At 57.9% G+C, this 26,881-nt stretch carries 26 protein-coding genes and 1 pseudogene; 20 read left to right on the top strand and 7 right to left on the bottom strand.

Annotated features, from left to right (window positions below; translation table 11 throughout):
* Positions 1-54: 54 nt before the first annotated feature.
* From ACFCXQ_RS02510 to ACFCXQ_RS02455, 12 genes are all read left to right on the top strand, one after another.
* Positions 55-474, top strand: a complete 420-nt coding sequence (locus ACFCXQ_RS02510) for a hypothetical protein (protein WP_379552762.1) — start codon at positions 55-57, stop codon at positions 472-474.
* A gap of 38 nt (positions 475-512) precedes the next feature.
* The gene (locus tag ACFCXQ_RS02505) at positions 513-1,913 is read left to right on the top strand and encodes a transporter (RefSeq protein WP_379552760.1); all 1,401 of its coding nucleotides are present in this window, start codon (positions 513-515) and stop codon (positions 1,911-1,913) included.
* Positions 1,914-2,060: 147 nt separating this feature from the next.
* A complete protein-coding gene (rpmI, locus tag ACFCXQ_RS02500; protein WP_379552758.1) occupies positions 2,061-2,264 on the top strand; it encodes a 50S ribosomal protein L35 in 204 nt (67 codons plus the stop codon).
* Positions 2,265-2,314: 50 nt separating this feature from the next.
* On the top strand, positions 2,315-2,674 hold the full coding sequence (gene rplT / locus ACFCXQ_RS02495; RefSeq protein ID WP_379552756.1) for a 50S ribosomal protein L20: 360 nt from the start codon (positions 2,315-2,317) through the stop codon (positions 2,672-2,674).
* Positions 2,675-2,803: 129 nt separating this feature from the next.
* Positions 2,804-3,910, top strand: coding sequence for a phenylalanine--tRNA ligase subunit alpha (pheS, locus tag ACFCXQ_RS02490; protein ID WP_379552754.1), 1,107 nt, complete (start codon positions 2,804-2,806; stop codon positions 3,908-3,910).
* Positions 3,907-6,288 carry a phenylalanine--tRNA ligase subunit beta gene (gene pheT / locus ACFCXQ_RS02485; protein WP_379552752.1) on the top strand — a complete coding sequence of 794 codons (2,382 nt, stop codon included), beginning with the start codon at positions 3,907-3,909 and terminating at the stop codon, positions 6,286-6,288. The genes pheS and pheT overlap by 4 nt, the downstream gene beginning before the upstream one ends.
* Before the next feature lie 21 nt (positions 6,289-6,309).
* Complete coding sequence (locus ACFCXQ_RS02480; protein ID WP_379552750.1) at positions 6,310-7,842, top strand: peptide chain release factor 3; 1,533 nt, start codon at positions 6,310-6,312, stop codon at positions 7,840-7,842.
* A gap of 37 nt (positions 7,843-7,879) precedes the next feature.
* Entirely contained in the window at positions 7,880-8,764 is an 885-nt protein-coding gene (locus tag ACFCXQ_RS02475) for an alpha/beta fold hydrolase (protein ID WP_379552748.1), read from the top strand.
* 31 nt (positions 8,765-8,795) lie between these two features.
* Positions 8,796-9,368 carry a pyridoxamine 5'-phosphate oxidase family protein gene (locus ACFCXQ_RS02470; RefSeq protein ID WP_379552746.1) on the top strand — a complete coding sequence of 191 codons (573 nt, stop codon included), beginning with the start codon at positions 8,796-8,798 and terminating at the stop codon, positions 9,366-9,368.
* 24 nt (positions 9,369-9,392) lie between these two features.
* Positions 9,393-10,094, top strand: coding sequence for an endonuclease/exonuclease/phosphatase family protein (locus ACFCXQ_RS02465; RefSeq protein WP_379552744.1), 702 nt, complete (start codon positions 9,393-9,395; stop codon positions 10,092-10,094).
* Between the two features lie 156 nt (positions 10,095-10,250).
* Positions 10,251-10,589, top strand: a complete 339-nt coding sequence (locus ACFCXQ_RS02460) for a P-II family nitrogen regulator (RefSeq protein ID WP_379552742.1) — start codon at positions 10,251-10,253, stop codon at positions 10,587-10,589.
* Between the two features lie 17 nt (positions 10,590-10,606).
* Positions 10,607-11,956, top strand: coding sequence for an ammonium transporter (locus ACFCXQ_RS02455; protein ID WP_379552740.1), 1,350 nt, complete (start codon positions 10,607-10,609; stop codon positions 11,954-11,956).
* A gap of 301 nt (positions 11,957-12,257) precedes the next feature.
* On the opposite strand, the gene ACFCXQ_RS02450 is transcribed toward ACFCXQ_RS02455, so the two are convergent.
* Genes ACFCXQ_RS02450 through ACFCXQ_RS02440 form a run of 3 tightly spaced genes read right to left on the bottom strand, consistent with a single transcriptional unit; the run spans position 12,258 to position 15,273 of the window.
* Entirely contained in the window at positions 12,258-13,847 is a 1,590-nt protein-coding gene (locus ACFCXQ_RS02450; RefSeq protein ID WP_425589485.1) for a GMC family oxidoreductase, read from the bottom strand.
* A gap of 45 nt (positions 13,848-13,892) precedes the next feature.
* Positions 13,893-14,864, bottom strand: a complete 972-nt coding sequence (locus ACFCXQ_RS02445; RefSeq protein WP_379552736.1) for a sterol desaturase family protein — start codon at positions 14,862-14,864, stop codon at positions 13,893-13,895.
* Positions 14,857-15,273 carry a hypothetical protein gene (locus tag ACFCXQ_RS02440; protein ID WP_379552734.1) on the bottom strand — a complete coding sequence of 139 codons (417 nt, stop codon included), beginning with the start codon at positions 15,271-15,273 and terminating at the stop codon, positions 14,857-14,859. The genes ACFCXQ_RS02445 and ACFCXQ_RS02440 overlap by 8 nt, the downstream gene beginning before the upstream one ends.
* 64 nt (positions 15,274-15,337) lie before the next feature.
* Between ACFCXQ_RS02440 and ACFCXQ_RS02435 the strand changes: the two genes are divergently transcribed.
* A complete protein-coding gene (locus tag ACFCXQ_RS02435; RefSeq protein WP_379552732.1) occupies positions 15,338-16,774 on the top strand; it encodes an amidohydrolase in 1,437 nt (478 codons plus the stop codon).
* A 2-nt stretch (positions 16,775-16,776) separates the two neighbouring features.
* On the opposite strand, the gene ACFCXQ_RS02430 is transcribed toward ACFCXQ_RS02435, so the two are convergent.
* Entirely contained in the window at positions 16,777-17,217 is a 441-nt protein-coding gene (locus tag ACFCXQ_RS02430) for a TIGR01244 family sulfur transferase (RefSeq protein ID WP_379552730.1), read from the bottom strand.
* Positions 17,218-17,557: 340 nt separating this feature from the next.
* On the opposite strand from ACFCXQ_RS02430, the gene ACFCXQ_RS02425 reads away from it, so the two are divergent.
* From ACFCXQ_RS02425 to ACFCXQ_RS02395, 7 genes are all read left to right on the top strand, one after another.
* Positions 17,558-18,325, top strand: a complete 768-nt coding sequence (locus ACFCXQ_RS02425; RefSeq protein WP_379552728.1) for a cold-shock protein — start codon at positions 17,558-17,560, stop codon at positions 18,323-18,325.
* Positions 18,326-18,510: 185 nt separating this feature from the next.
* Positions 18,511-19,704 (top strand): aspartate aminotransferase family protein, encoded by a 1,194-nt coding sequence (locus ACFCXQ_RS02420; protein ID WP_379552726.1) that lies wholly within the window; start codon positions 18,511-18,513, stop codon positions 19,702-19,704.
* Between the two features lie 4 nt (positions 19,705-19,708).
* On the top strand, positions 19,709-20,638 hold the full coding sequence (gene argF / locus ACFCXQ_RS02415) for an ornithine carbamoyltransferase (RefSeq protein ID WP_379554515.1): 930 nt from the start codon (positions 19,709-19,711) through the stop codon (positions 20,636-20,638).
* 56 nt (positions 20,639-20,694) lie between these two features.
* Entirely contained in the window at positions 20,695-21,597 is a 903-nt protein-coding gene (locus ACFCXQ_RS02410) for an Hsp33 family molecular chaperone HslO (protein WP_379552724.1), read from the top strand.
* A gap of 97 nt (positions 21,598-21,694) precedes the next feature.
* Complete coding sequence (locus tag ACFCXQ_RS02405; protein WP_379552722.1) at positions 21,695-22,117, top strand: hypothetical protein; 423 nt, start codon at positions 21,695-21,697, stop codon at positions 22,115-22,117.
* A gap of 72 nt (positions 22,118-22,189) precedes the next feature.
* Complete coding sequence (gene queC, locus ACFCXQ_RS02400) at positions 22,190-22,918, top strand: 7-cyano-7-deazaguanine synthase QueC (protein WP_379552720.1); 729 nt, start codon at positions 22,190-22,192, stop codon at positions 22,916-22,918.
* Positions 22,919-22,924: 6 nt separating this feature from the next.
* Positions 22,925-24,550 (top strand): MFS transporter, encoded by a 1,626-nt coding sequence (locus ACFCXQ_RS02395; protein ID WP_379552718.1) that lies wholly within the window; start codon positions 22,925-22,927, stop codon positions 24,548-24,550.
* Between the two features lie 9 nt (positions 24,551-24,559).
* On the opposite strand, the pseudogene ACFCXQ_RS02390 reads toward ACFCXQ_RS02395, so the two are convergent.
* From ACFCXQ_RS02390 to ACFCXQ_RS02380, 3 genes and pseudogenes are all read right to left on the bottom strand, one after another.
* A pseudogene (locus ACFCXQ_RS02390) lies at positions 24,560-24,736 on the bottom strand (superoxide dismutase family protein); the annotation flags it as partial.
* 352 nt (positions 24,737-25,088) lie between these two features.
* The gene (locus ACFCXQ_RS02385) at positions 25,089-26,204 is read right to left on the bottom strand and encodes an OmpA family protein (RefSeq protein WP_379552716.1); all 1,116 of its coding nucleotides are present in this window, start codon (positions 26,202-26,204) and stop codon (positions 25,089-25,091) included.
* A 191-nt stretch (positions 26,205-26,395) separates the two neighbouring features.
* Positions 26,396-26,866: a DUF2793 domain-containing protein gene (locus ACFCXQ_RS02380; RefSeq protein WP_379552714.1), complete on the bottom strand. Its 471-nt coding sequence runs from the start codon at positions 26,864-26,866 to the stop codon at positions 26,396-26,398.
* Between the last annotated feature and the right edge of the window lie 15 nt (positions 26,867-26,881).

The following is a 26,881-nucleotide window of genomic DNA, read 5'->3' as shown; positions in this document are numbered from 1 at the left end:
GCTTTTGTGGCTGCACCCGCTGTCGCGCAATCGCCTTTTGGTGAGATTGTGGCAATGGATAACACCGCATTGGCACAAGAGCGTGGTGGTTTCACCCTTCCCCGTGGCATCGAACTGGACATGGCTATCCTTCAGGAAACCAGCATTGATGGGGAGCTCGTATTGCGCTCTTCATACGTGCTTTCTGAGACCGGACCCGTTGTATCGATTGAGCAAGTGTCTCAGGGTGTCTCGGTGCAAACCGCAGGCGACGATACAAATAGCCGTGTAACCATTGAGGTTCCAGGAACGCAAGTTTCACACCTCGCTGGCCGCGCGACGGGTAGCGTCATCACCAACACAGCTGACAACCGCACCATCTCGACCGTCACGACGATTGATCTTGACCTGTCAAACATGGACGTTGGTTCGATTGGCTCGCTGGTACCCACCTTGGGCACACTTGCTAGAGACACAGCAAGCCTCAAGTTCTAACCGGTTGGGTTATTCTAGAGGCCCAATACGGGTTTTAGATGATGCGTAAAGCATTGCAGGTTTTGGCGCTCATGGGCGCAGCGTTGTTCGCTGCGCCTCTTTTTGCGCAAGAAGCTGGCGGTGATAGCGCCACACCAGCCGCCAATGCTGCACAGGCCTCAGAGCTTGTGCAATTGCGCGCAGAGGTCGCTGCGCAGCGTGCCTCGCTCGACGATCAGATCCGCGCGCTTCAGGCTCAGCGGGCACAGCTTGCTTCGCTTGAGCAGCGCTTGATGGCTGCGCTTGGCGAGGAAGCCGCGGCACGGGCGAATGCTGAGCCAGTGCTCATCGCGAGCCTAGAGGAAGAGCCGCAGTCTACTCAGCGATCTGCGCCTCAAACCCAGCCACAAGCACCAGCCGAAACACGCCGCGTTGCGAACGCATCTGGTACTCAGAGTTCGACTGACGAACCACAAGGCGCAGTGGGCGTTGCCCCAGAAGATCAGGATCGCCAGCCCGAAGTTGCTGTATTGGGGCGCCAGGGGAGCGCGATCACGCAGAAGGGCAAGCTCTCCGGCGAAGTCGAATGGAGCTATGCGCGCGCTGACCGCAATCGCGCTCTCTTCCGTGGCGTCGAAGTCGTGGAATCTGTGTTGATTGGCGTCTTTGACATCAACGAGAACCGTCAGGATGTTCTCACGCAAAAGGTGGGCCTGCAATATGGCCTGACCAGTGACCTCGAAGTTGGCATTGATGTACCGATGATCGCGCGCTGGAACACCTCCGTGCTGACGCCAGTTGCTGGCCCTGGAGAGAATGGCGAGACCCGTGAAGTTGATAACAGCGCCAATGGCTATGGTATCGGCGATATCGAGTTCTCCCTGCGCAAGCAATTGCACGCGCCGGAGGGCTTTGGGGCTTATGTGATCGGCAATCTACAAGTCACTGCGCCAACCGGAACGGGACCGTTTGAAGTTCCGCGTAACCAATTTGGTGAAGCGCAAGAGGCGGCAACTGGCTCGGGTTTCTGGAGCCTAAGCCCTGGCGTCACTGCCATTGTGCCGAGCGACCCCGGCGTCGTCTTTGGCAGCGTCAGCTATACGAAGAACTTCGCTCGTGACGTCACGGCGTCAATCCCGCCTGTACAGATTGAACGAGTGGATCCGGGCGATTCTATCTCCTTTAGCGCCGGTGTAGGTTTGGCACTAAATTCGCGCCTTTCCCTCAATTTTGGTTATGCGCATAGTTGGGGCTTTGGGACCGAGACGACCACGCGGGCGCTGGTTGAAGATGCTGAGCCGGTCACCCAAACCTCGCGTGATCTGCAAGTTGGGCGGCTGCTCCTTGGCGGCACCTATAAGGTTGACCGTAAGACGAGCGTCAATTTCGGGCTTGAGGCTGGGCTCACCGACGATGCGACAGATATGCGGATGGTACTGCGAATCCCGTTCGTCCTTTAAAATGCCCAGCTGTTGCAGGTGCGAAATCACTTGCATTTTTATCCAGCAAAGGTAATTGCGCGCCCTTCACTGACACGAATCAAGAGCCGGCCTGGCCGATAGGGCTGCCAGGGCTGGTGCGACGTGTCTCTGCTTAAGGAGATGAAAATGCCCAAACTGAAGACAAAAAGCGGTGTGAAGAAGCGCTTCAAATTCACCGCAACTGGCAAGATCAAACATGGTGTCGCGGGCAAGCGTCACCGTCTGATGAGCCACAATTCAAAGTATATCCGCCAGAACCGTGGTACCGAAGTGGTCTCCGATGCTGATACGAAGACCATCAAAAAATGGGCGCCCTACGGTTTGGGTTGACGCACGCAGCGGCTTTGGGCCGCAGCTAAACGAATAAAGGATATACTGATATGCCTCGCATTAAACGCGGCGTGACCACACGCCAGAAGCACAAGCGTCTACTCGATCAAGCCAAGGGCTATCGCGGTCGCCGCAAGAACACTATTCGCATCGCGCGTCAGGCCGTCGAGAAGGCTGGCCAATATGCCTATCGCGATCGCAAAGTTAAGAAGCGCAGCTTCCGCGCATTGTGGATCCAGCGGATCAACGCAGCGGTTCGCGCAGAAGGCCTCACCTACTCTCAGTTTATGCACGGCGTGAAGCTCGCCGGTATTGAGCTTGATCGTAAGGTTATGGCTGACCTCGCTATGAATGAAAGCGCTGCATTTGCCGCGATCATCAAGCAGGCGAAAGACGCTCTTCCCGCCTAACCGCTCGGGACACCTGCGATATTGCAAAAGGGCGGCTCCAAAACGGGTCGCCCTTTTTCGTTTGGGCTCGCGGCTTCCCGGCGCTAGGGCCTGAAACCGATTCAAACACCTGCATAAATGAAGTGACCCATGACTGACCTAACAAGTATGCAAAGCGAGGCGATCGCGCGGATTGAGGCGGCTGATGATGCCGCTGCTTTAGAGGCTTTGCGGGTCGAATTTTTGGGGAAACAGGGTTCGGTTTCGGCGCTGCTCAAGACGTTGGGCAAGATGACGCCCGAAGAGCGGCAGAGCGAGGGCCCGAAGATTCAGGCGCTGCGCGCGGCGGTTAGCGATGCGCTGACCACTCGCAGGGAAGCGCTGGAGGCAGAGGAGCTTGAAGCGCGTCTGGCAAGCGAAACGCTGGACCTAAGCTTGCCAGCGCCCGATGCTCCGCGAGGCAGTGTCCACCCTGTTAGCCAGGTCATGGATGAGCTGGCGGAGATTTTCGCGGACCTCGGCTTCACTGTCGCGACCGGCCCAGAGGTTGAGGACGATTGGCACAATTTCACAGCGCTTAACATGGATGAAAACCATCCCGCGCGAGCGATGCATGATACGTTTTACTTCCCGGAATCTGACAATGATGCGGATGGGAACCGCATGCTGCTGCGCACGCACACATCGCCAGTGCAGATCCGCAGCATGGTCGTCCAAGGCGCGCCAATCCGCTTGATCGCACCAGGCCGGGTTTATCGCAGCGATAGCGACGCGACACACACGCCGATGTTCCATCAGGTTGAGGGGCTGGTGATCGATAAGGACATCCATCTCGGACATCTCAAATGGACGCTGGAGACCTTCCTCAAGGCCTACTTCGAGCGCGACGATATCGTCTTGCGCCTGCGCCCGTCATATTTTCCTTTTACCGAGCCGTCAGTCGAGGTCGATGTCGGCTACGCCAAAGAAGGCGGACGCCGCGTGGTAGGAGGATCGGGCGATGATCCGGGGCACGAATGGATGGAATTGCTCGGCAGCGGCATGGTCAATGCGCGCGTGCTCGAACACGCGGGGCTGGACCCTAAAGAATGGCAGGGCTTTGCCTTTGGCGTCGGCGTCGACCGGCTCGCCATGCTGAAATATGGCATGGATGATCTGCGCGCCTTCTTTGACGGCGATGCGCGCTGGCTCTCGCATTATGGCTTCAGCCCGTTTGATCAACCCACGCTTTCCGCCGGTGTGGGAGCAGCGTCATGAAGTTCTCAGTAACCTGGCTCAAAGATCACCTCGAAACCACTGCTTCATTGAGCGAGATCACGGATGCGCTCAATGCCATTGGGCTTGAGGTTGAGGGCGTTGAAGATCCGGCAGAAACGCTGGCCGGCTTTACGGTCGCCGAAGTGCTGACCGCGAAAAAGCACCCCGATGCGGACAAGCTGCAAGTGCTGACTGTCGACACGGGAGACGGCGATCCACTCCAAGTCGTGTGCGGCGCGCCCAATGCCCGCGCGGGCATGAAAGGTGTGCTCGGCCTCCCCGGGGCAGTGGTCCCATCGAACGGGATGCAGCTCCGCAAGAGCGCCATTCGCGGCGTCGAATCGAACGGCATGATGTGCTCTGTCAGCGAGTTGGAGTTGGGCGATGATCATGACGGAATTATCGAGCTGCCGGATGATGCGAGCGTCGGCCATAGCTTTGCCGATTATCATGGCTCCTCGCCGATTATTGACGTTGCGATTACGCCAAACCGCCCCGATTGCATGGGCGTGTACGGCATTGCGCGCGATCTTGCGGCGGCAGGTCTGGGCACGCTCAAACCGATTGCGATGCCAAGATTTGCCGCGGTGGGTGAATGCCCGGTTGAGATCCGCACGGACGACGCCGAAGGGTGCCCGGCGTTTTATGGCCGCGTGATCACGGGCGTCAAAAACGCTCCATCGCCTGACTGGCTGCAGCAGCGCCTGCAAAGCGCTGGTCAAAAGCCGATCTCGCTGATTGTCGACCTGACCAACTATCTGATGTTGGCCTATGGCCGTCCCGCGCATGCCCATGATCTGGCAAAACTGTCGGGCGCGGTCTTCGCGCGGCGTGCCAAGGATGGCGAACAAGTCGTCGCGCTCAATGACAAGACTTATACGCTTGACGATAGCATGACCGTTATTGCTGACGATGCGGGCGTGCATGACATTGCGGGCATTATGGGCGGCGCGCATTCGGGATGCTCGAAGGACACTACCGATGTCCTGCTTGAGATCGCCTATTTCAACCCGCCGCGCATTGGCGTGACAGGCCGCAAGCTCGGCCTTGCCTCTGATGCGCGCACGCGGTTTGAGCGCGGCGTTGATCCTGAGTTTCTAGACGACGGGCTTGATCTGCTTACTGGGCTGATCGTTGAGCTGGGCGGCGGAATGGCAAGCGAAGTGACCCGCGCGGGCGCAGCGCCAACTGAGCCAAAAGTGATCGAATTTGACTCTGGCCTTACCGCGCGATTGGGCGGTGTTGAGGTGCCCGCAGAGACGCAGCGCGCAATTCTCGAGAGCCTCGATTTCAAAGTCGCGGATGATTGGCCAGAAAACGGGAAAGTCACCTGTCCGCCGCGCCGCCATGACATCGAAGGATCAGCGGATCTGGTCGAGGAAGTCGTGCGAATTCACGGCCTCGACAATGTCGCCAGCGTTACTTTGCCCCGCGCCGAAGGTGTGGCGAAACCCACTGCCAGCGCTGATCAGCTGCGCGAACGCAAGCTGCGCCGCGCCGCGGCGGCAACGGGCCTCCATGAAGCGATCACATGGTCGTTTATCTCCGAGGAACAGGCCGCGCATATTGGCGGCGGGCGCTGGGTGCTCGACAATCCGATTAGCGAGGACATGAAAGTCATGCGGCCTTCGCTTTTGCCGGGCCTCTTATCGGCGGTTCAACGCAATCTTCATCGCGGTGCCTCAGCAGTGCGTCTATTCGAGATTGGCCGTCGTTATTTGGCCGATGGCGAGCATCCGACATTGGTTGCCGTGCTGGCGGGAGAGCGCGATGGGCGCAGCTGGGCCAGCGGCAAAGCCAGGAGCTTCGATGCCTATGATGCGAAAGCGGTGTGCCTTGAGCTGCTGCGTTCGGCAGGCGCTCCGGTTGATAAGCTGATGGTGATGGGCGAGGCGGGCGATGTCTATCACCCTGGCCAATCGGCGACCTTGCGGCTTGGTCCGAAAAACCAGCTGGCCAGTTTTGGTATGATCCACCCCAAGACGCTGGCCGCGTTTGATATTGATGTGCCGGTTGCAGCCATCGGCATTCACCTCGATACGATCCCTGCCAAAAAGGGCGCTGCTAGCTTTGCCCGCGCATCTTATGCGCCGCCTGCTCTGCAAGCGATCACGCGTGATTTCGCTTTCCTCGTTCCAGCTGACCTGGCGGCGGGTGATTTGCTTCGCTCGCTGAAAGGCGCGGACAAGCAGGCCATCGTCGATGCACAAATCTTCGATGTGTTTGCGGGTCAGGGAGTGCCCGAGGGTAAGAAGAGCATTGCCATCGAGGTGACACTACAACCTGGCGAAAAGACCTTCACCGATGAGGAAATCAAAGCGATTTCTGACAAGGTGGTGGCAGCGGCTGCGAAACAGGGGGCGGAACTGCGCGGGTAAGCCCGCACGGCCTGTTTTCTGATGTCAGACACCCCATCGAACCGCCGCACCTTTGCGATCATTTCCCACCCTGATGCAGGTAAGACTACGCTGACGGAAAAGCTGCTGCTGACCGGCGGCGCGATCCATCTCGCGGGCGAGGTGAAGGCGCGCGGCGATCAGCGGCGAGCCCGTTCTGACTGGATGAAGATCGAGCAGCAACGCGGCATCTCGGTCACGTCCAGTGTGATGACATTTGAAAGAGAGGGCGTGACCTTCAACCTGCTCGACACGCCGGGGCACGAGGATTTCTCTGAGGATACGTACCGCACGCTAACCGCCGTCGATTCTGCCATCATGGTCATTGACGCCGCGAAAGGCATTGAGCCGCAGACGCGCAAGCTGTTTGAGGTGTGCCGCCTGCGCAGCGTGCCGATCATCACCTTCGTCAATAAAGTCGACCGTGAGGGACGGCCCGTTTTTGAGCTGCTCGATGAGATCGCCGACATGCTCGCGCTGGATGTGTCGCCGCAAGCCTATCCCGTGGGTATGGGCGGCCAGTTTGAGGGTGTGCTCGACTTTGCGACCGGCGCGGTTGCGCGGCCAGAGGGTCCGTCGAAAGAGTTTCTGGGCACGCGCGATGCAGACCCGGCGATCCCGGAGATGTTCGCGGAAGAAATTGAGCTCGCGCAGATCGGCTATCCTGAGTTTGATCTCGATGCTTATCGTGGTGGCGATCTGACGCCGGTTTACTTCGGCTCCGCGCTTAAGAATTTCGGCGTGACTGAATTGATTGAGGCGATTGCGAAATATGCGCCGCCGCCGCGCCCGCAGCCCGCTGGTGATGAGCAAATTTCGCCAAGCCGCGACGAGGTAACCGGCTTCATCTTTAAAGTTCAGGCGAATATGGACCCCAATCACCGGGACCGGATCGCCTTTATGCGGCAGGTTTCCGGCACTTTTAAGCGGGGCATGAAACTGACGCCATCGGGCCTGGGCAAGCCAATCGCAATCCACTCGCCCATTCTGTTTTTCGCGCAAGACCGCGAGCTTGCCGACACAGCCGAGGCGGGTGATATCATCGGCATTCCCAATCACGGCACTTTGCGGGTTGGGGATACTCTTTCTGAGAAAAATCAGGTCCGCTTTACTGGTCTGCCCAATTTTGCGCCGGAGATTTTGCGACGCGTTGCGCTGGTCGATCCGACCAAAACCAAACAGTTACGCAAGGCATTGGATGACCTGTCTGAAGAGGGTGTGATCCAGGTCTTCTACCCAGAAATCGGCGCGCAATGGGTGGTCGGCGTGGTCGGTCAACTTCAGCTTGAAGTGCTGATTTCACGGCTCTCGGCTGAATATAAGGTTGAGGCGAAGCTGGAGGCGGCGCCCTTTGCGACTGCGCGCTGGGTCTCCGGCCCGGACGAGGCTTTGAGCGAGTTCGAGGGCTTTAACCGCGCCAATCTCGCGCGCGACCGCGATGGTGATCTCGTCTTCATGGCGAAGAGCCCATGGGACGTGAATTACGCCCAGGAAAAGAACACAGCGCTTGTCTTTAGCGCGACCAAAGAAAGGTGAGGTTGCGGGCCGCGCAACTTCGCGGCATGGGTGCGGCATGAGCGTCGCATCTTCTTCTACTTCCGGCCCCACTTCGCAGATCTACATCTCGCAGCGGCTCAAGCTGCATTATCTCGACTGGGGTAACAGGGGTAAGCCGCCGCTGGTGCTGGTCCATGGCGGGCGCGATCATGCGCGCAGTTGGGATTGGGTAGCGCAAGAGCTGCGCGATGATTGGCACGTTGTGGCGATGGATCATCGCGGTCACGGCGACAGCGATTGGGTGTCGGACGGTAACTACAATTCCAACGATATGGTCTATGATCTGGCGCAATTGGTGCATCAACTGGGCGTTGGGCCAGTGACAATTGTCAGTCACTCGATGGGCGGCAATGTCGCGCTGCGCTATGCGGGGATGTTCCCCGATATGGTCACCAAGATTGTCGCGATTGAGGGGTTGGGGCCAAGCCCGGAATGGCAAGCGAAACAGCGCTCAACGCCGTACCCTGAGCGCATGGCGGAATGGATCGAGAAGAAGCGCAAGGCGGCCGGGCGCAGCCCGCGCAAATATGAGACCATCGAGGCCGCTTTCGCTCGGATGATCGAGGAAAACAGCTATCTTACTGAGGAGCAGGCACGCCATCTAACCATTCACGGTGTTAACCGGAATGAGGATGGGACCTATACGTGGAAGTTCGACCCGCATCTCAATGTTTGGGGTGTTGAGGATATTGCGGATGAGTTCCTGCAACAGGTGTGGGGCGCAATTACCGCACCGACATTGCTGCTCTATGGCGCGGATAGCTGGGCCTCAAATCCTGAGAAGGATGGCCGGATCGCGCATTTCAATAATGCTAAGGTGATTGAGTTTGAGAAGGCGGGCCACTGGCTCCACCATGACCAATTCGACCGGTTCATGGCGACGTTAGCTGAGTTTCTGTAAGCGCGCTTTACCCATTTAAGGAGCGACCCCGATGGCTGAGTTTTTCGATACGCTGAATGACAAGCACATCGCGATGCTCGCCAAGCAGCCGGTTTTTTTTGTTGCGACTTCAGCGCCCGATGCGCGGATCAATTTGAGCCCCAAAGGCTATGATGCGTTTCGGGTGATCGCGCCGGACCGTGTGGCCTATCTCGACCTTGCTGGGTCAGGCAATGAGACGCATGCGCATCTTGTGGCGGACCCGCATGAGGATGGCGGGCGCATCACCATTATGGTCACCAATTTTGACCGGCCTGCGCTGATCTTGCGCATATATGGCCGGGGTAAGCCGGTGTTGCCGGGGGATGCCAAATGGGATGAACTTGCAGAGCACTTCAAGCTGCTCCCCGGCACGCGGCAGATCTTCGACATTGCGGTAGAGAGCGTCCAGACCTCTTGCGGCTGGGGCGTGCCCTTTATGGCGTTTGAGGATGAGCGTGGCACGTTGCAAAAGGCGCATCGCCAGTCTGATCCGGAAGAGTGGGTCGCGAAGCAGAAAGGTCGCAACACAAGCATTGACGGTCTTCCAGTGACCCCGCCGGATCGTTTCTTTGCCGGTGACTAGCGGCGCGCCTGCATTCAAAAAGCCATGCAGCTGAAATTCGCCAGCTATAATATTCACAAGGGCGTCGGGCTGGATGGGCGACGCGATCCTGAGCGCATTCTTGCCGTGCTGCGGGAAGTGGATGCCGATATCATCGCTTTGCAAGAAGTCGACATGCGGCTCGGCGAGCGGGCGAGCGTTATCCAGCGTTCGGCGCTCGATGATACGCCGTGGCGGGCTGCGCCGGTCGCGCGGCGTCCGCGTAGTCTGGGCTGGCATGGCAATGCGCTACTCGTGCGGCGAGGCATGGAGATCGTATCGGCGGAGGCGCTGGACCTGCCCACGCTGGAGCCGCGCGGAGCCGCTGGCGTGGTGGTGAAGGTCGAGGGGCAATCTATCCGTGTGATAGGTACGCATCTTGACTTGTCGGGCCTGCGCCGCCGAGATCAGGTGCGCGCACTTCTTGGCCATATTGCAACGGCACAAGAGGCTCTTCCGACAGTGATTATGGGCGACTTCAACCAATGGGGGCGGATGACTGGCGCAATGCGCGAATTCGGCCCGAACTGGCAGGTGATCAGCCCCGGGCGCAGCTTTCCCTCGCGCCGGCCGCTCGCGCGGCTTGACCGCATTGTGGCATCGGCGGACTGGGCAGTGGAGGAGCACGGCGTGCATCATTCGCGCCTAGCAGCGGTCGCTTCTGACCATTTGCCTGTCGAAGCAGCATTCACCCTGCACAATAATTAGGCTGGCGATTATTATTTAGGCAGCAATCTTGCTAAATTGTTGCGCGCTCGCTCAAAAAACCCAGTAAAAATACTGCGCTTCGCGTTTGGCACGGCCTTTGCTGCATATGCGAAGCCGGAAACGGGTCCGGCGTGCCAATAAGGGGGCTTTTACAGCGTGAAATATATCATCGCCGTCATCAAGCCGTTCAAGCTCGACGAAGTACGCGAGGCGCTTGGCGCCATCGGCGTCGCGGGCATGACCGTTTCAGAAGTTAAGGGTTTCGGCCGTCAAAAAGGCCAGACTGAGATTTATCGCGGAGCAGAATACTCCACCAACATGCTTCCTAAAGTGAAGTTGGAGATTGCCGCTGCCGATGATCTCGCGCCGCAAGTCGTCGAGACCATTCAGCAAACCGCCAGCACCGATGCCATCGGCGACGGTAAGATCTTCGTTCTTGATCTCGCCAACGCAACACGGATTCGCACAGGCGAAACCGGCGATACTGCGCTGTGATGAGGGGAGCACAACTCATGAAACTACGTAATCTTGTTTCGGGTGCTGCGGCTCTCGGATTTTCACTTTTCGCCAGCACTGCTGCGGTGGCTCAGGAGGCGGCAGAAGCTGTTCCTAATCCGGGTAACAATGCCTGGATGATGACCGCCACCGTACTGGTGCTGCTTATGATCCTGCCGGGTCTGGCATTATTTTATGGCGGCCTGACACGGTCCAAAAACATGCTCTCCACCATGACGCAAATTGGCGCGACGGCATGTCTCGCCATGCTCATTTGGGTGATGTGGGGCTATTCGCTCGCTTTCGGCGATACTGCTTATCCTGAACCGCTCGGTTCATTCATTGCCGGGGGGAGCTATTTCCTCGCAGGCACCGATGCAAGCAGTACGGCAGCGACCTTTACCGATGAAGTCATCAACAAATATGTGTTCATCAGCTTCCAGATGACCTTCGCGGCGATCACCGCTGCGCTCATTCTGGGCGCGACGGCAGAGCGGATGAAATTCAGCGCGGTGATGGCGTTCGTGCCGATCTGGCTGACGATCGTCTACTTCCCGATTGCGCACATGGTGTGGTTCGATGGTGGCGATGCGGGTGCGAGTGGGCTGCTCTTCGCAGACGGTGCGCTTGATTTTGCTGGCGGTACCGTCGTGCATATCAACGCCGGTATCTCGGGCCTCGTCCTCGCATACCTTCTCGGCAAACGTCGTGGCTATCCCAATGAGCCAATGCCGCCCCACTCCATGGTAATGACCATGATCGGTACAGGCTTGCTCTGGGTTGGTTGGTTCGGCTTTAACGCAGGCTCTGCATTGGAAGCAGACGGCTCTGCGGGCCTTGCGATGATCAACACCTTCGTGGCGACTGCTGCGGGTGCGCTCACCTGGATGGTTATCGAGAAGATGGCTGGTCATAAAGGCAGCGCCTTGGGCTTCTGCTCCGGCGTGATCGCTGGCCTGGTCGCGGTAACGCCTGCGGCTGGTAACAGCGGGCCTTTCGGCGCCATCTTGCTCGGCATCCTGTCATCCATCGTCTGCTACTTCTTCGTAGCCAAAGTCAAAGCCAAGTTCGGCTATGACGACAGCCTTGATGCTTTCGGTATTCACGGCGTTGGCGGCATCGTTGGCGCGATCGGTACTGCGGTTGTTTACCAGCCATGGATCGGCGGCCCCGGCGATGGCTCAATCGGTGTTGGCGCACAGCTCGGCATCCAGACATACGGTGTCTTGGTGACGATTGCATGGGCCGGTATCGGCACGCTGGTCGCGGCGATGATCGTCAAGGCAATCATCGGCCTGCGGGTCACTGAAGAGGCCGAGGTCGACGGGCTCGACATCTCCGAACACGGAGAGCGCGCCTATAACTAATACTGGGGCATCCGCAGGGAGTGTGATTACTCGCTCTCACCTCCCGCGGGTGCTGCCAAACTGAAATTCAAGTTTGGCGGGGTCATCTTCTCTCTCTCCTCTCTCAGGCGGCCCCGCCTACCGATGTTCCTCCTGCGAACATAAGACTACCAGGCCAGAGCATAGAGCTCTGGCCTATTTTTTATTTGGAGCCGGTTTTTCGTTTTGCCTCAAGCGCCGGCGTTCGCATCCGCTCACTTGGCTTCCGCGCCATAAGGCGCGACGGGCAGTCGCCCTCGCGAACCCTAGCGGGTTCGAAACACTAACTAAGCGCGGCGTTCACAAAATCCGCGCAGCGTTCGCCGATCATAATGCTCGGTGCATTCGTATTGCCCGAGACCAGCCGCGGCATGATCGAGGCATCGGCCACCCATAGCCCTTCCACGCCGCGCACTTTCAGCTGCGGATCAACCACGCTGTCCTTTTCGCCGCCCATGCGGCAGGTGCCAACGGGGTGATAGACGCTGTCCGAGCGGTCACGGATCAGCGTATCGAGCGCATCATCATCATCAAGGTCAACCGGATAGCGATCCTTGGGTTCATAAATGGAAAGCGCAGGTGAGCTTGCGATCCGATGCGATAGGCGCACACCTTCGCGCAGCACGGCAATATCCTTCTCATCATCCAGGAAATTGGGGTCAATCACCGGCGCACTGCGCGCATCGCGGTCCGCCAGCCGCACTGTGCCTCGGCTTTCCGGACGCAGCACGCAGGCGTGCAGTGAGAACCCGTGCCCTTTCACTTTCTCGCGGCCATGATCTTCCAGCATGGCGGGCACAAAATGCCACTGCACATCAGGCGCGGGTGCGTCTTTGCCGACCGTCCAAAATCCCCCCGCCTCGGCATAGGGCGTTGTCATAATGCCAGTGCGTTTGCGGCGATGCTCGATGATCGCTTTGGCCATGCGCGCCGTGCCCGCTAGACTGTCACCGATGAAGTCTTTGCTCTCAGTCTCCCAGCTCGAGACGTAGTCAATGTGGTCTTGCAAATCGGAGCCGACAGCGGCGCAATCGCGGCGCACGCTGATCCCGTGTTCATTCAGATGTTTGCCCGGGCCAATACCCGACAGCATCAGCACTTGCGGGCTATTGAACGCGCCCGCTGAAAGCACTACGCCGCCGCGTGCACGAATGGTGCGGCGCTTGCCGCCGACCGAATAAGTCACGCCATTGGCGCGCTTGGTGTCTGCGTCGATCTCAATCTGCTGGACGGTTACGCCAATGCGCGTGTCGAGATTGGGGTGGCCGCGCTTGGGCTCTATGTAAGCGCGCGCAGCGGACCAACGCTCGCCCTTTTTCTGGGTGACTTGGTATAGGCCAAATCCGGCCTGCTCTGCTCCGTTAAAGTCTTTATTGCGAGGCAGCTGAAGCTGCGCCGCCGCCTCGACAAAAGCGAGGCTGCCGACATTGACCCATTTCTGGTCCGAAACATGCAGCGGTCCATCGCCGCCATGAAACTCATCCTCTCCGCGCACATTGTTTTCCGCGCGTTTGAAGTATGGCAGCACATCATCATAGGCCCAGCCTTCGCAGCCCAGCTTTGCCCAATTGTCATAATCCCAGCGGTTACCGCGAATATAGACCATAGCGTTAATCGCGCTCGATCCGCCAAGGCCTTTGCCGCGCGGTTGATAGCCGATGCGTCCATTGAGGCCCTTTTGAGGAACCGTGTCGAAGCGGTAATTGCTCTTCTTTGGAAGGAACGGCATGAGGCCAGGTGTTTTCACCCGCATGTTGTTATTGCGGCCGCCAGCTTCCAGCAGGCAGACGCTCTTGCCAGCATCGGTTAGGCGTCCGGCTACCGCGCTGCCCGCGCTGCCGCCACCGATGACGATGACATCAAATTCGTCCAAAGACTCTGACAAAGTTCCCGACATGACCTCTCCTTTACGGAAAGGTTAAGCAGGCTTTCGCTGCGCTGCAATCGATTCTTCTTGCTCGGTAGTGTTGGCGGCTCGATCATCAGCCTCGTTCTGAGCCTTTCCCGCCGCCAACCAACGTGCGCGGATCATATCGCTGGTGTCGCGACTGCCATCGTGAGTCCAGCCGGGCTCGCGCAGCAAATACGACAGCTTGTGCCGCCATGGCGCGCGCCAGATATCGCTCACCATCCCGATCCACTCGTGGAACACCGCCCAGAGCAGATTGAAGCTACCGAGCTGCTTGACGATGCCATAGCGGATCTGCTCCTCCTCGGTTTCCGGCTCAAACGTGCCAAACATCTTGTCCCATATGATGAAGACGCCAGCATAATTGCGGTCGAGATAGCGCGGATTGGTGGCGTGGTGGACGCGGTGATGGCTTGGCGTGTTCATCACCGCTTCGAACCAGCGCGGCATCCGGTCAATTGCCTCGGTATGGATCCAAAACTGATAGATCAGATTAAAACCGCCAGCGATCGCAATCATGCCTGGATGGAAGCCAAGCAACACCAGCGGCAGCGCGAATAGCAGGCCGAAGGTGAAAGTGCCTGTCCACGTTTGCCGGAGCGCGGTTGAGAGGTTGTAGTGCTGGCTCGAATGGTGATTGACATGGGCCGCCCACATCCAGCGGATGCGATGCCCAGCACGGTGAACCCAGTAATATTTGAGATCGTCGAGCACGAAGCACAGCGGCCATGCCCACCAAATGCTCCACCATTCTGGGCCGAAATCAAACAGCCGGTATTCATAGGCCTCGACGAAGACGAGCACCGCGAACCCGCCGAAGAGGAGGCCCGCGACCGTGCTGCCCAAACCAAAGCTGAGGCTGATCAGCGTATCTTTGGGTTCGTAAGCGTTTGGCCGTTTGTAGCGCGACCAGATCATCTCCGCCAAAATCGCAAGCACGAAGAGCGGCACAGCATAATCGGTGGGTGAGAAATCAGGCATCTGTTGATGTCCTTAGCGCCTCGATGGCGTCTGCCCAAGCCGCCTCATTAACAATGATCAAGGAGATATCGCCGAAACGCTGCTCTCCCGTTGCAATATGCAGCGCGCCATCCTTGATCCGCGCGCTGGCGTCAGCCGAGAGTTCGCGCCCGGCGAAATGCGAGCCATGCTGGCGCAGCGCGATGATCCGTCCGGCCGCATCTTTTACCAATGCCCCGCGACCTTCCCGGTCCAGCGCGATCTCCTTAGCGATAAAGCCGGAGACAACTTCATCCGCCGCGCGCCGAGCATCGCCGTCGGTAATCAGGCGCGGCGATTGGCCTAAGCCCAGCTTCCACGCCAAGCCCGCCAGCAGGACAATCGCGATTAGCGATCCGCCAAATTGTAGAAGTGAGGGCGGTATTTCCATAACACACCATGCTTGGCATGGGCCCCGCTTTGCGGCAAGTATGAGGGACTTGGGGAGAGAATTCATGAAAAAGTCCAGCCTGCGCTTTGCCGTTCTTGCCAGCCTGATGGCTTGGGCACCTGCCTATGCCGAGGGAGCTCCCGCAATCACTCCGGAGCAGTTTGTGGATTCTCAGGAAGAGCGCACCGCGCGCGTCGCGATGCAATTGTGGGAGTGGGCGGAGCTTGGCTATCTGGAGACGCGCACGAGCAAGCTCTTGAGCGATGAGCTGGAGGCCGAGGGATTTCGCATCACGCCCGGCGTTGCGGGCATCCCAACCGCATTTACTGCCGAATGGGGCGAAGGCGGCCCGGTCATCGCCATCATGGCGGAAATGGACGCGCTGCCCGGTATCAATCAATCGACCTCTGCGTCGCGTGATCCGATTGCTGGCAAACATGCAGGCCACGCCTGCGGGCACAATCTGTTTGGTGCCGGGTCGCTGACGGCGGCGATCGCGGTGAAGAGATGGCTCGAATTTATGGGCAAGCCTGGCCGCATCAGGTTCTATGGCACGCCAGCCGAAGAAGGCGGATCGGGCAAAGTCTATATGACGCGCGCAGGCCTGTTCGAGGATGTGGATGTCGCGATCCACTGGCATGCCGATGATGAGAATAGCGCGGCGGCGCAAACCAGCCTTGCCAATCGCTCTGCCAAATTCCGCTTCAAGGGCATCTCAGCCCATGCCGCTGGTGCGCCGGAGCGCGGGCGCTCGGCGCTCGACGGCGCCGAGGCGATGAACATGATGGCCAACATGATGCATGAGCATATGCCGCAGGATGCGCGTATGCATTACGTCATCACCTCAGGCGGGAATGCTCCTAATGTGGTGCCCGATTTTTCTGAGGTGTTTTATTATGTTCGCCACCCCGACCCGGCTGGAGTTGAGCAAATCTGGAAGCGGCTGGAAAATGCGGCGCGCGGGGCAGCGATCGGCACGGGCACCGAGGTCGATTGGGAGGTCATTCACGGTAACAACCCGCTTCTGGTAAATGAGACTCTGGCGAAAGTTATGGACAGCAAATTGCGCTCGCTTGGCGGCGTTGAATACACCGCTGAAGAGCGCGCTTGGGCAGCAGAACTGCAGAAGTCTCTTGGCGATGCAGCGAAACCGCTGGAAAGTGCAGGGGAAATCGGCCCCTATTCGAAATCGCTTGGCTATGGCTCAACCGATGTTGGCGATGTTTCCTGGACAACGCCGACCGTTGGTGTGCGCACAGCCACTTGGGTGCCCGGAACGAGCGCGCACAGCTGGCAAGCGGTCGCCGCAAGTGGCCATTCGATTGGTTTCAAAGGCACTCAGCTTGCCGCGAAAGCGATGACGCTTATGGCGGTGGAACTGTTCAGCAATGAAGGGTTGCGCGAGGCTGCGCGAGCGGAGTTCGAAGCTGCGCGCGGGCCGAACTATCAGTATAAATCGCTCTTGGGTGACCGTGATCCGCCGCTCGATTACCGGCAGTAGAACTAGCCTTTAGAACGAGCAGCAAACATGTCCATTGCCGGGCGGATAGGCGACACGTCATACCCTGCGCCGCGTGCTGCTGCGGTGATCGCGTCGGGGTCTTTGCCAGCCGCGGCTTGGGCAAGCGACCACAGCAGCGTTGAACGTGTGCCTGACCGGCAGAAGGCAAGCACCTTGCCCTGTGTTCCAGCGAGCGCTTCAGTCATCGCCTCGACTTGCGGTTCGCTAAAGCCAGCCGATGTTACTGGAATTGCGACATAATCCATGCCCGCTGCTTGCGCGGCTGCTTCGATCTCTCCGCCGGCAGGTTGGCCTGCCTCTTCATCATCGGGGCGATTGTTGATTATGGCCGTAACGCCGAGTTCTTTTGCCTCGCTAATAATCTCAGGCGTGATTTGGGGGCTGGCGAGAACGGTATCTGATAATTTTCGAAAATCGCTCATGATTTTGGATCACTTCTACTCTGGCCACTCACATGTGGGCATGGACCATTTAACAAAGGCGCGGGGCGAAGACAGCATCAAGTAAAGTGCGCGCAGAAGCCCCTCTGCCCCTCATGCCGAAGGGCAATCAGCGTGTCAAAATGTCATAAACTTGCGCTATTCAGCGTAAGAGATGGTAAATCATTCGCATATCTCATAATTTGCGGTATGATGACGTGTACAAAGTGGGTTTTCCATCTGTGATTCTTACTTTTGCGCGCGCCGGTGGTAAATGCGCCCCCGTTCACTGGCTCGTTAAAACATCTGCTTGGGGTGCGTGAATTAGGATACGAATTTTATCATGGGTTACGATAGAGGCCGTCGCAAGGGACGGGACAAGCGGGACAACATTGGCGAAGAGAGCTACGATCCGTTTGGCGGCGGTGCACCGGACGGTTTTGCTCCGCAAGGCGGCGGCGGCGGTGGTTACCGCGGCGGCGGCGGTGGCGGCTTCGGCGGTGACCGAGGCGGCTTTGGCGGTGATCGTGGCGGCGGCGGTGGTTTCCGCGGTGGTGGTGGCGGTGGTCGTGGCCCAGGCGGCGGAGGCGGCTTTGGTGGCGGCGGCGGTGATCGTATGCCCGCACAAGTTGTTGGCACTGGCAAAGGCACAGTGAAGTTCTTCAACTCGCAAAAAGGCTTCGGCTTTATTCAACAAGAGGCCGGCGGCGAGGACATCTTTGTCCATATCAGCGCGGTTGAACGTGCTGGCCTGGAAGGGCTTGGCGAAGGTCAAGGGCTGGAGTTCAATCTGGTTGACCGCGGTGGCAAAGTCTCTGCGCAAGATCTTCAGATTGTCGGCGAAGTTGTGGCTGTTGAAAGCAAGCCCGAAGCGCCTCAGCGTGAGCTGACCGGTGACAAGGCGGTTGGCACGGTCAAGTTCTTCAACTCTGTGAAGGGCTTCGGCTTCCTCACACGCGAAGACGGCCAGCCGGACGCATTTGTCCATATCAGCGCAGTTGAGCGGTCCGGCCTTGCTGGCATCAACGAAGGCGAGCGCTTCGAGTTCGATCTTGAGGTCGACCGACGCGGCAAATATTCAGCGGTCAATCTCGTTCCAGCACCGGAATGAGGCTGCCCCTCGCGGTTTGAGTTTGACTGGGGTTTGACCCAAGTTTGACCCGGCGCATAAGAGGGCATAGATCAGCTGAACAAAGCGAATGGCGGTTCCCATTAGGGGCCGCCATTTGTGTTTGAGTTTGTATTCGATGGGCCAAATTTGCTGGCCGATAGAATTGGGATCAATCTGGAGGAATAATGTCCATCACACCGCTCATGCCCGTTTATCCGCGTTGCGGAGTGCGCCCAGTCAAGGGCGAGCATTGTCATCTGATTGATGAGGATGGCACGCGCTATCTCGATTTCGCCAGCGGTATTGCGGTGAACCTTCTGGGGCATAGTCATCCGGGCTTGATTGGCGCTATCCAGAAACAGGCCGAGACGCTGATGCATGTCTCCAACCTCTATGGCAGCCCGCAGGGCGAAGAGCTGGCGCAGCGGCTGGTTGATAAGACGTTTGCCGACACAGTCTTCTTCACCAATTCTGGCGCCGAGGCAGTGGAGGCGGGGATCAAGACTGCGCGTGCCTATCATCAACATGCCGATGGCGATTCCAACCGGACAGAGCTGATTACTTTCAGTAACGCTTTTCACGGGCGGACAATGGCGACGATCAGTGCCTCGAACCAAACGAAAATGCACACTGGCTTCCATCCTATGCTGGAGGGTTTCAAATACGCTGAGTTTGACGATCTCGACAGTGCCAAGGTATTGATGAGCGACAAAACCGCGGGCTTCCTAGTGGAGCCAATTCAGGGTGAGGGCGGCATTCGCCCTGCTTCTGATGCCTTTATTCAGGGCCTGCGCGATCTGTGCGATGAGCATGATCTGATGCTGGTGTTTGACGAGGTACAATGCGGCGTCGCGCGTACCGGCAAGCTTTACGCCTATGAGCATTACGGCGTTGCGCCCGACATCATGGCGAGCGCCAAGGGTATTGGCGGCGGCTTTCCCCTCGGCGCATGTCTTGCCACTGAAAAGGCGGCGCGCGGCATGACCTTTGGCACGCATGGTTCGACTTATGGCGGCAATCCGCTGGCGATGGCGGCAGGAAATGCGGTGATGGAAGCGGTTGCGAATGATGAGTTCCTCGCTAGCGTGAACGAAAAGAGCGACCGCATTCGCGCGCGTCTAGAGCAGTTCATTGGCAATTATCCTGAGCTGTTTGATTTTGTGCGCGGCAAGGGGCTGATGCTGGGCATTCGAATGAAGGTCGAAAGCCGTCCCTTCTTTGTCCATCTGCGCGATAATCACGATTTGCTGACAGTTGCGGCGGGTGATCAGACTTTGCGTCTGCTCCCACCGCTGGTGATTGGCGATGCGGAGATTGATGAGTTTTTCGAGAAGCTCTCAGCCGGCGCGGCCAGTTTTGAAGCACCCGAATCAGCCTAAAGCGATGCCGCATTTCCTCGATCTCTCGGACGCGGGCGGCAATGCGATTGCCGCGATGATTAATGACGCGCAGGACCGCAAGGCTGCGCGTGCCGCTTGGCCAAAAGGTCAGCCAGACGCAGATGCGCCGCTGGCGGGCAAAGTCTTGGCGATGATCTTTGAAAAGAGCTCGACGCGAACCCGGGTGAGTTTCGACATTGCCATGCGGCAATTGGGTGGCAGTACGCTGATCCTCGACACCGCCACTAGCCAGCTGGGCCGGGGCGAGACGATTGCTGATACGGCGCGCGTGCTAAGCCGGATGGTGGACTGTATCATGATCCGCACTGATGATCATGCCAAGGCGGAGGAGTTGGCGAAACACGCGACAGTCCCGGTGATCAACGGGCTGACTGATCGCTCCCATCCGTGCCAGATTGTAGCGGATCTGCTCACGGTGATTGAGCATGGCAAGGCTTTGCCAGGGCTTGAAGTTGCTTGGTTGGGTGATGGCAATAATGTGCTGCATTCCATCCTCGAGGCAGCCGCTTTGATGAAGTTCAATGTCCGCGTCGGCACGCCGGTCGGCTATGAACCAGATAGCGAATTTCTGGATATGGCGCGTTCATCCGGGTCGCACATCACACTGACGCAAGACCCGCAAGCGGCCGCATCCGGCGCGGATGTGATTGTGACTGACACTTGGGTTTCCATGGGTCAGGAGCATGCCGAGGCGAAGCTCGCGGCTATGGCGCCGTTTCAAGTGAATGCCGAACTAATGGCGCAGGCGAAACCTGACGCGCTGTTCCTGCACTGCTTGCCCGCGCATGTCGGCGATGAGGTAAGCGAGGACGTTTTCGAGGGGATCCAATCAGTCGTTTTCGACGAAGCTGAAAACCGTATTCACGCACAGAAATCCATCCTGCTGTGGTGCTTTGATCAGCTAACCTCCTAGCTCCGAAATGCGAGTGGCTCTGGCGAAACGCACCTGCTCACCCCATATCGGCTGCGATGACTACAATCGACGACACCCAAGAGACATATTCAGGCGCTTTGCTGAGCTGGACGATCCCTGCGCGAGAGGCGCGCGGGCGTATCGTGCGACTTGACAATGTGCTGGATGAGATCCTCGCCGCGCATGATTATCCCCCGCCGGTCACGCATTTGCTGGCTGAGGCTTTGGTGGTCACAGCTTTGGTCGGGTCGCTACTCAAGGACGAGGGTTCGCAAGTCACGATGCAGGCGCAGACCGACGCCGGTGCGGTCAGCTTGCTGGTGTGCGACTACAAAGACGGCGCGCTGCGGGGCTATGTCGATTTCGACCCGGAACAGCTGAGCTCGCTGGGCGCAAATCCGTCACTCGCCGCTCTGTTTGGCAAGGGATATCTCGCACTCACCTTTGATGTCACCGGAGATCAGGGGCGCTATCAAGGCATTGTTCCGCTGGAGGGAGAGACTTTGGCGCAGGCTTGCGAGAGCTATTTTGCACAATCCGAACAAGTGCCTACTTTGCTGCGCGTTGCGGTGAGCGCAAGCAGCGAGGGTTGCCGCGCAGCTGGCCTGCTGGCGCAGCATTTGCCCGATGGTGAGGAGGGCCGCGAGCGGCTTCACGCGCGTTTGGATCACCCAGAGTGGGAGCATGTTTCCATCCTTGCTGGCTCGATCAAGCACAGCGAGCTGCTGGACCCCGCGCTTTCGTTAGAGGCCATCGTATGGCGCCTCTTTCATGAAGAAGACGAGGTTCGGACCTTGCCAAACCTTCCGGTTACGAAGGGGTGCCGGTGCTCTGCGCAGCATTATGAGAGCGTATTGCAGCGTTTCCCCGAGGCAGAGCGCGCCGAGATGCGCGATGAAAAGGGTGAGATCGTGGTGGATTGCGCCTTTTGTTCAAAAGCATTCGCAATCTCTGCCTAAAACGATTCGTCGCGCAAACAGCACGGTTCATGCTCTGTAAGTAATTGGGCGGCTATGGTATACTCAAGCTGCAACAATGGTTTGAAAGTATAGATTCGTGAGAAAAGCACTACTGACAGGATTGGGAGGCATGGCGCTGGTTGCTGGCTCGCTTTCGCTCGGCCTGTCTGCTGCTGCTCAAGAAGCTGCGCAGAATGCTGACTTGGCCATGCTGAGCGAGTTGGAGCCGGGCGCTTGGGATATTCGTTTTCGCGGTGCAGGAGAGGAAACTCGGCGGGTCTGCATGCGCACGGGTCTGGAACTGATCCAGCTTCGCCACAGCGAAAGCAATTGCAATCGCTTTGTTGTTGAGGATGGCGCGCAGCAGGTGACCGTCCAATATACGTGCCGCGGGAATGGCTATGGCCGTACTAATGTCAGGCGCGAAAGCAACACTCTGGTACAGATCCAAAGCCAAGGGATTGAAGGGGGCGCCCCCTTCGAATTTTCCGCCGAGGCGCGGCGCGTGAGTAGCTGCTAGACTCTTGTCGATCGCGCTCAGAATGCAAACGGCGGCTTGCGGGAATATCCGTTCGCGCTTAGCGGTTCTGGCATGCCACTAACCGACACTCCAACCCTTACCGAAAACAAGCGACCCGCCGTTATCCTTCTGTCGGGCGGACTCGATTCAATGGTCAGTGCAAGCCTCGCACTTGAGCAAGGCTTTGAGGTGCATGCCCTGACGATCGACTATGGCCAGCGCCATCGGCGTGAGCTTCAATCGGCCGTGGAGATTGCGATTAAGCTCGATGTGAGGCGCCATGTCATTCTGCCGCTGGATCTGCGTCAATTTGGCGGGTCGGCTCTCACTGATGATATCGATGTTCCCAAGACGGGGGCCGGCAATGAGATTCCGGTCACCTATGTCCCAGCGCGCAATCTGGTTTTCCTCGCGCTGACTACTGCTTTTGCAGAGAGTGCTGCGGCCCGCGACATCTTTATCGGGGTAAATGCGCTCGACTATTCAGGATATCCAGATTGCCGCCCAGAGTTCATCGAGAGCTTTGCGGAAACGGCCCGGCTTGGGACCAAGCAAGGGGTTGAGGGTGCGCCCTTCACTATCCACGCGCCGTTGCAACACATGTCCAAAGCCGACATTGCGCGGGAGTGTGATCGGCTCGGGCTGGACCCGGCGTTGAGCTGGTCTTGCTATGACCCGATGGCTGATGGGACCGCATGCGGCGCGTGCGATTCGTGCAGGCTACGCCGAAAAGGCTTTGCTGATGCGGGACTTGTCGATACCACTGCATATTCAACTGACGCACCCGTCGCTGTGGAATGATATCGCTTGACCCAATCGACTGACGTAGCCGCAGAGACACAGGCCCCAGCCGCTGGACAAGCGGCTCCGGATACGGTGCCACCGTACAGCTGGTATGCGCTAAGTGTTTTGGTCTTGGTCTATGTGCTTAACTTCATCGACCGGCAGATTCTCTCGATCCTCGCAAATGACATTAAGGCCGATTTCGGCCTTAGCGACGAATATCTTGGCTTTCTATACGGCACAGCGTTCGCAGTGTTCTATGCTTTGTTTGGGATACCGCTCGGGCGCCTAGCAGACAGTTGGAAGCGCCTCAGATTGATGAGCTTCGGTCTTGCGCTATGGTCAATGATGACTGCGCTCTCTGGCTTCACCAAAAACGGCACCCAACTCACATTGGCAAGAGTTGGAGTTGGCGTAGGTGAAGCAAGCGCGAGCCCCGCTGCTTACTCCTTGATCTCCGACTATTTCCCACCCCGACTGCGCGCGACAGCGCTGAGCATTTATAGCTCGGGCCTCTATATCGGTGGTGGTTTGTCGCTGCTGATTGGCGGGTTGATCGTTGAGAAATGGAATGCCGCCTATCCTGGTGGCGGTCCATTGGGTCTCGTCGGATGGCAAGCTGCTTTCGTTGCAGTGGGCCTGCCAGGCCTTTTGCTTGCAGTGTGGGTGTTGACCCTGCGCGAGCCGGTACGCGGCGCCATGGACGGTATTGAAAGTAAGCCCGTTGAAAAACCGTTCGCCGGTTTCTTCCAAGAGCTGTTCACTGTCATTCCACCCTTCACATTCATTGGTGCTGCGCGCCGTGGAATGGGCGCGCTTGCGGTCAACGTCGCTGTGGCCGCGAGCATATTTGCCGCTGGGTATGTCCTGACGTCCTTATTGGGCAGCGGTGCTGGCCGGTTCATTTCCGCGATTTCAGATCAATGGTTGTTTTTGGGAGTTGGGCTCTACTCAGTCTTTTGCTGGGGAACTGAATTGCGAGGGCGCGACGCTGCGACCTTTAAGCTGATCTGGGGATCGCCTGCTTTTCTGACCACAGTCCTGGCCTACTCTACCGTGGCATTTATGGCCTATTCAGTGTCGTACTGGGGCGCGCCATACGCTGAACGGACCTTTGATATTCCTAAAAGCGAACTTGGCTTCTGGATTGGCGGGCCTGGCGCTGCGGCTGGCTTCCTAGGGGTTATTTTAGGGGGAGCGATCGCCGACGCTTTGCAGAAGCGCTTTCCATCAGGACGCGTCTGGGTGATCTTGTTCGGCATGGTAATGCCGCTGCCAGCTATGCTGATTATGTTCACCACCGATAATCAGCCGGTCTTCTACATCGCAAATTTCTTTGCTGGGACACTAGCCGCCACCGCTTTGGGAGCCGCTGCGGCGACCACGCAAACCTTGGTTCTGCCGCGAATGCGCGCCACTGCAACCGCGACATTTTTTATCGGCACGACCCTGCTAGGGCTTGGTCTGGGGCCGTATCTCGCGGGCTATGTCTCGGCGCGGAACGGCGATGATCTTGGTATTGGTGTTCTTGCGACCATTGGTATTGTGCCAATCGGCCTGATCGCTGTTTTGGCTGCGATTAAGCTGGTTCCAGCGGCGATCGACACGATGCGCGAGCGTGCTAAAGCCGCTGGCGAACCAAACCTGTAGCAGCTGGTCTCAAACAAAACTGCCGTTATCACCAACCGTGATATTGGGCAGGTCCCCCAGGCGTTTCCCGCCTTTTGACAGGGAGCCATGAGTGTTTGAGAATATGTTTAGGTGACCTTGCGCGCTCTTGAAATCAGGTTCGTCGCAGGCACCTATGGTATGGAGGTGGAACGCTTTCTCGCCCGGCTTAAGCCCACTGTCTGCTAGCGAACTGTGACGCTGCTAGACAAAGCGGTCAGCATGGCAGAACCGATTTCGCTGCCGGATGCATCAGAAATAGACGGCTGGGCGATTGGATCTGTTTGCGCGTCAACGTTTGCATCAGAGCCATTGGTTTGTGGAGCTTCTTGGCACGCTGAAAGCGCTAATCCTGTGAAGCGACGGGCAGCGATATGTGCGAGTTTGAGCAAAGTGAACTTCTAAGTCTGAGCGATTACATAACCGAATTCAGACTGACGCGATATTTTTTTGCTCTCGTGCAACGAAAAAGGGGCCGGATTGCTCCGACCCCTCAATCATCGTCGCAAATGCGAGAGACTTACATGCCGGAACCCGGACCGTAAGTGATCTCAACACGGCGGTTCTGCAGTTCGCGAACACCGTCAGCGGTTGGTACGCGTGGCTGCGATTCGCCAAATGCTTCACTTGCGATCCGACCGTCCGGAACACCGCGAGCCGTGAGGTAATCACGAACCGAGCCGTTGCGACGCTCAGCAAGACCCATGTTGTAGGCTACTGAACCTGAACGGTCAGTGTGACCTGCCAGCATGACCGCTGCTGTACCGCAGTTGGCGTAAGCCGAAACCGCATTGTCCAGAATTGTTGCCGCCTCTGGTGTGATCTCAGCCTCATCGAAGTTGAAGAACACGATGTACGGACCGGTCTCACATACCGGCGCAGGTGGCGGCGGTGGTGGAGGTGGCGGTGGCGGTGGTGGTGGTGGTGGTGGTGGTGGAGGAGGTGGCGGCGGTGGTGCTTCGCCTCCGAAGTTGTAAGTCAACGTACCCAGAAGCGAGTGCGAGCGAATGTCATTTTCCAAAGTACGGCCAGCGACATCTGTCAATGATACATCCTGAGCATTGAACAAACGATACTTTAGACCGATATCCCACCTGTCGTTAAGTGGGGCACGGATGCCCGCAAGAGCCTGCCAAGCAAGACCAGTGTCTGAATCATCGAGAGTTGCAGGACCGCTTGCGCCAAGAATTGCTTCAACGCTTGTGCGTGCAACACCAACACCGCCGCCAACAAAGCCTTGAAGGCCATCGTCGTCACCGAAATCCAACATCCCGTTCAGCATGAAGCTGAGCGAGTCGATCCCACCATTAGCTGGGAAAGAGCCAGACTGGCCTGGTGTGTTGTTAAATGTGGTGCCAGCTGCGCCAGCTGCAAAGCTGTCGATATTGTAATCACGATAGCTCGTTTCAGCTTCCAGACGGAAGCCGCCGAAGTCGTAACCAACAAAGCCGCCCAGATCGAAACCAGTGTCAGCTTCGATGCTGTTTATGTCCAAGCCATCATTCACGTCAAAGTTGACGTCCTGAACGATCGATGGGCCAGCTTCAACGCCGACATACCATTGACCGTCACGTGCGAGGGCAGGCGATGCAAGGGCCGTAGAGGCCATCGCCATACCGATGACGAATTTCCGCATTATATAATTCCCCTTTTTAGCGAATTTATTTCACCGAGTGAGCAGCTATCTAAACTTTCACTCAAGCGGTGGCAAGCAGACAATGCAACGAACTGTTGCAAGAATGTCGCGATTCAGCCGGGTACATGCACGACTAGTCGCTAAATCGACTTATCGGGCACGGCTGAGTACTGCGAAAACACCGGCGCGTTTCAAGGAGACGGTAAAATTCCGTAAACTTGCAAGGCACTTAGGATTGATTCGATTGCGGCCCGTGCTTCTGTGTCTTCACTAGTTCCGCCAGTGGGTGCAGCAATCGCGCTAGGCCGTATCCATGACCCTTGAAAAAGAAGCAACTGACCGGCGCCGGCACCCGAACTAGCATCGCGCAGCATCATACCATCGCGCGGCTCAATCAGCAGCCAATACGAACCTTGCCAAACCGCGATTTGGTCTTCCTTACCTTCCCAATTCCCAGTAGCAGTCGTGGCGATCAAATATGCGTCGCCTTCGGACGGCGAGGCCGGAGGGTCACCTCGTTCTTCGACAATGGTGGGATGTAAAAGTGCGTCGATCCTCGCGACGCTTTCATTGACGAAGAACTCCTTTTGAGATTGGCCGGCAAATAGGAACGGCATGGAAAAGCGAGCCGAGGCGGAAGGGAAAGTAACCGGGTGTGGCATAGTAACTCCTTAGCG

Source organism: Qipengyuania rhodophyticola, assembly GCF_042493225.1.
In the GTDB taxonomy this organism is placed as follows: domain Bacteria; phylum Pseudomonadota; class Alphaproteobacteria; order Sphingomonadales; family Sphingomonadaceae; genus Erythrobacter.
This window is presented reverse-complemented; position numbering and strand designations above follow the sequence as displayed.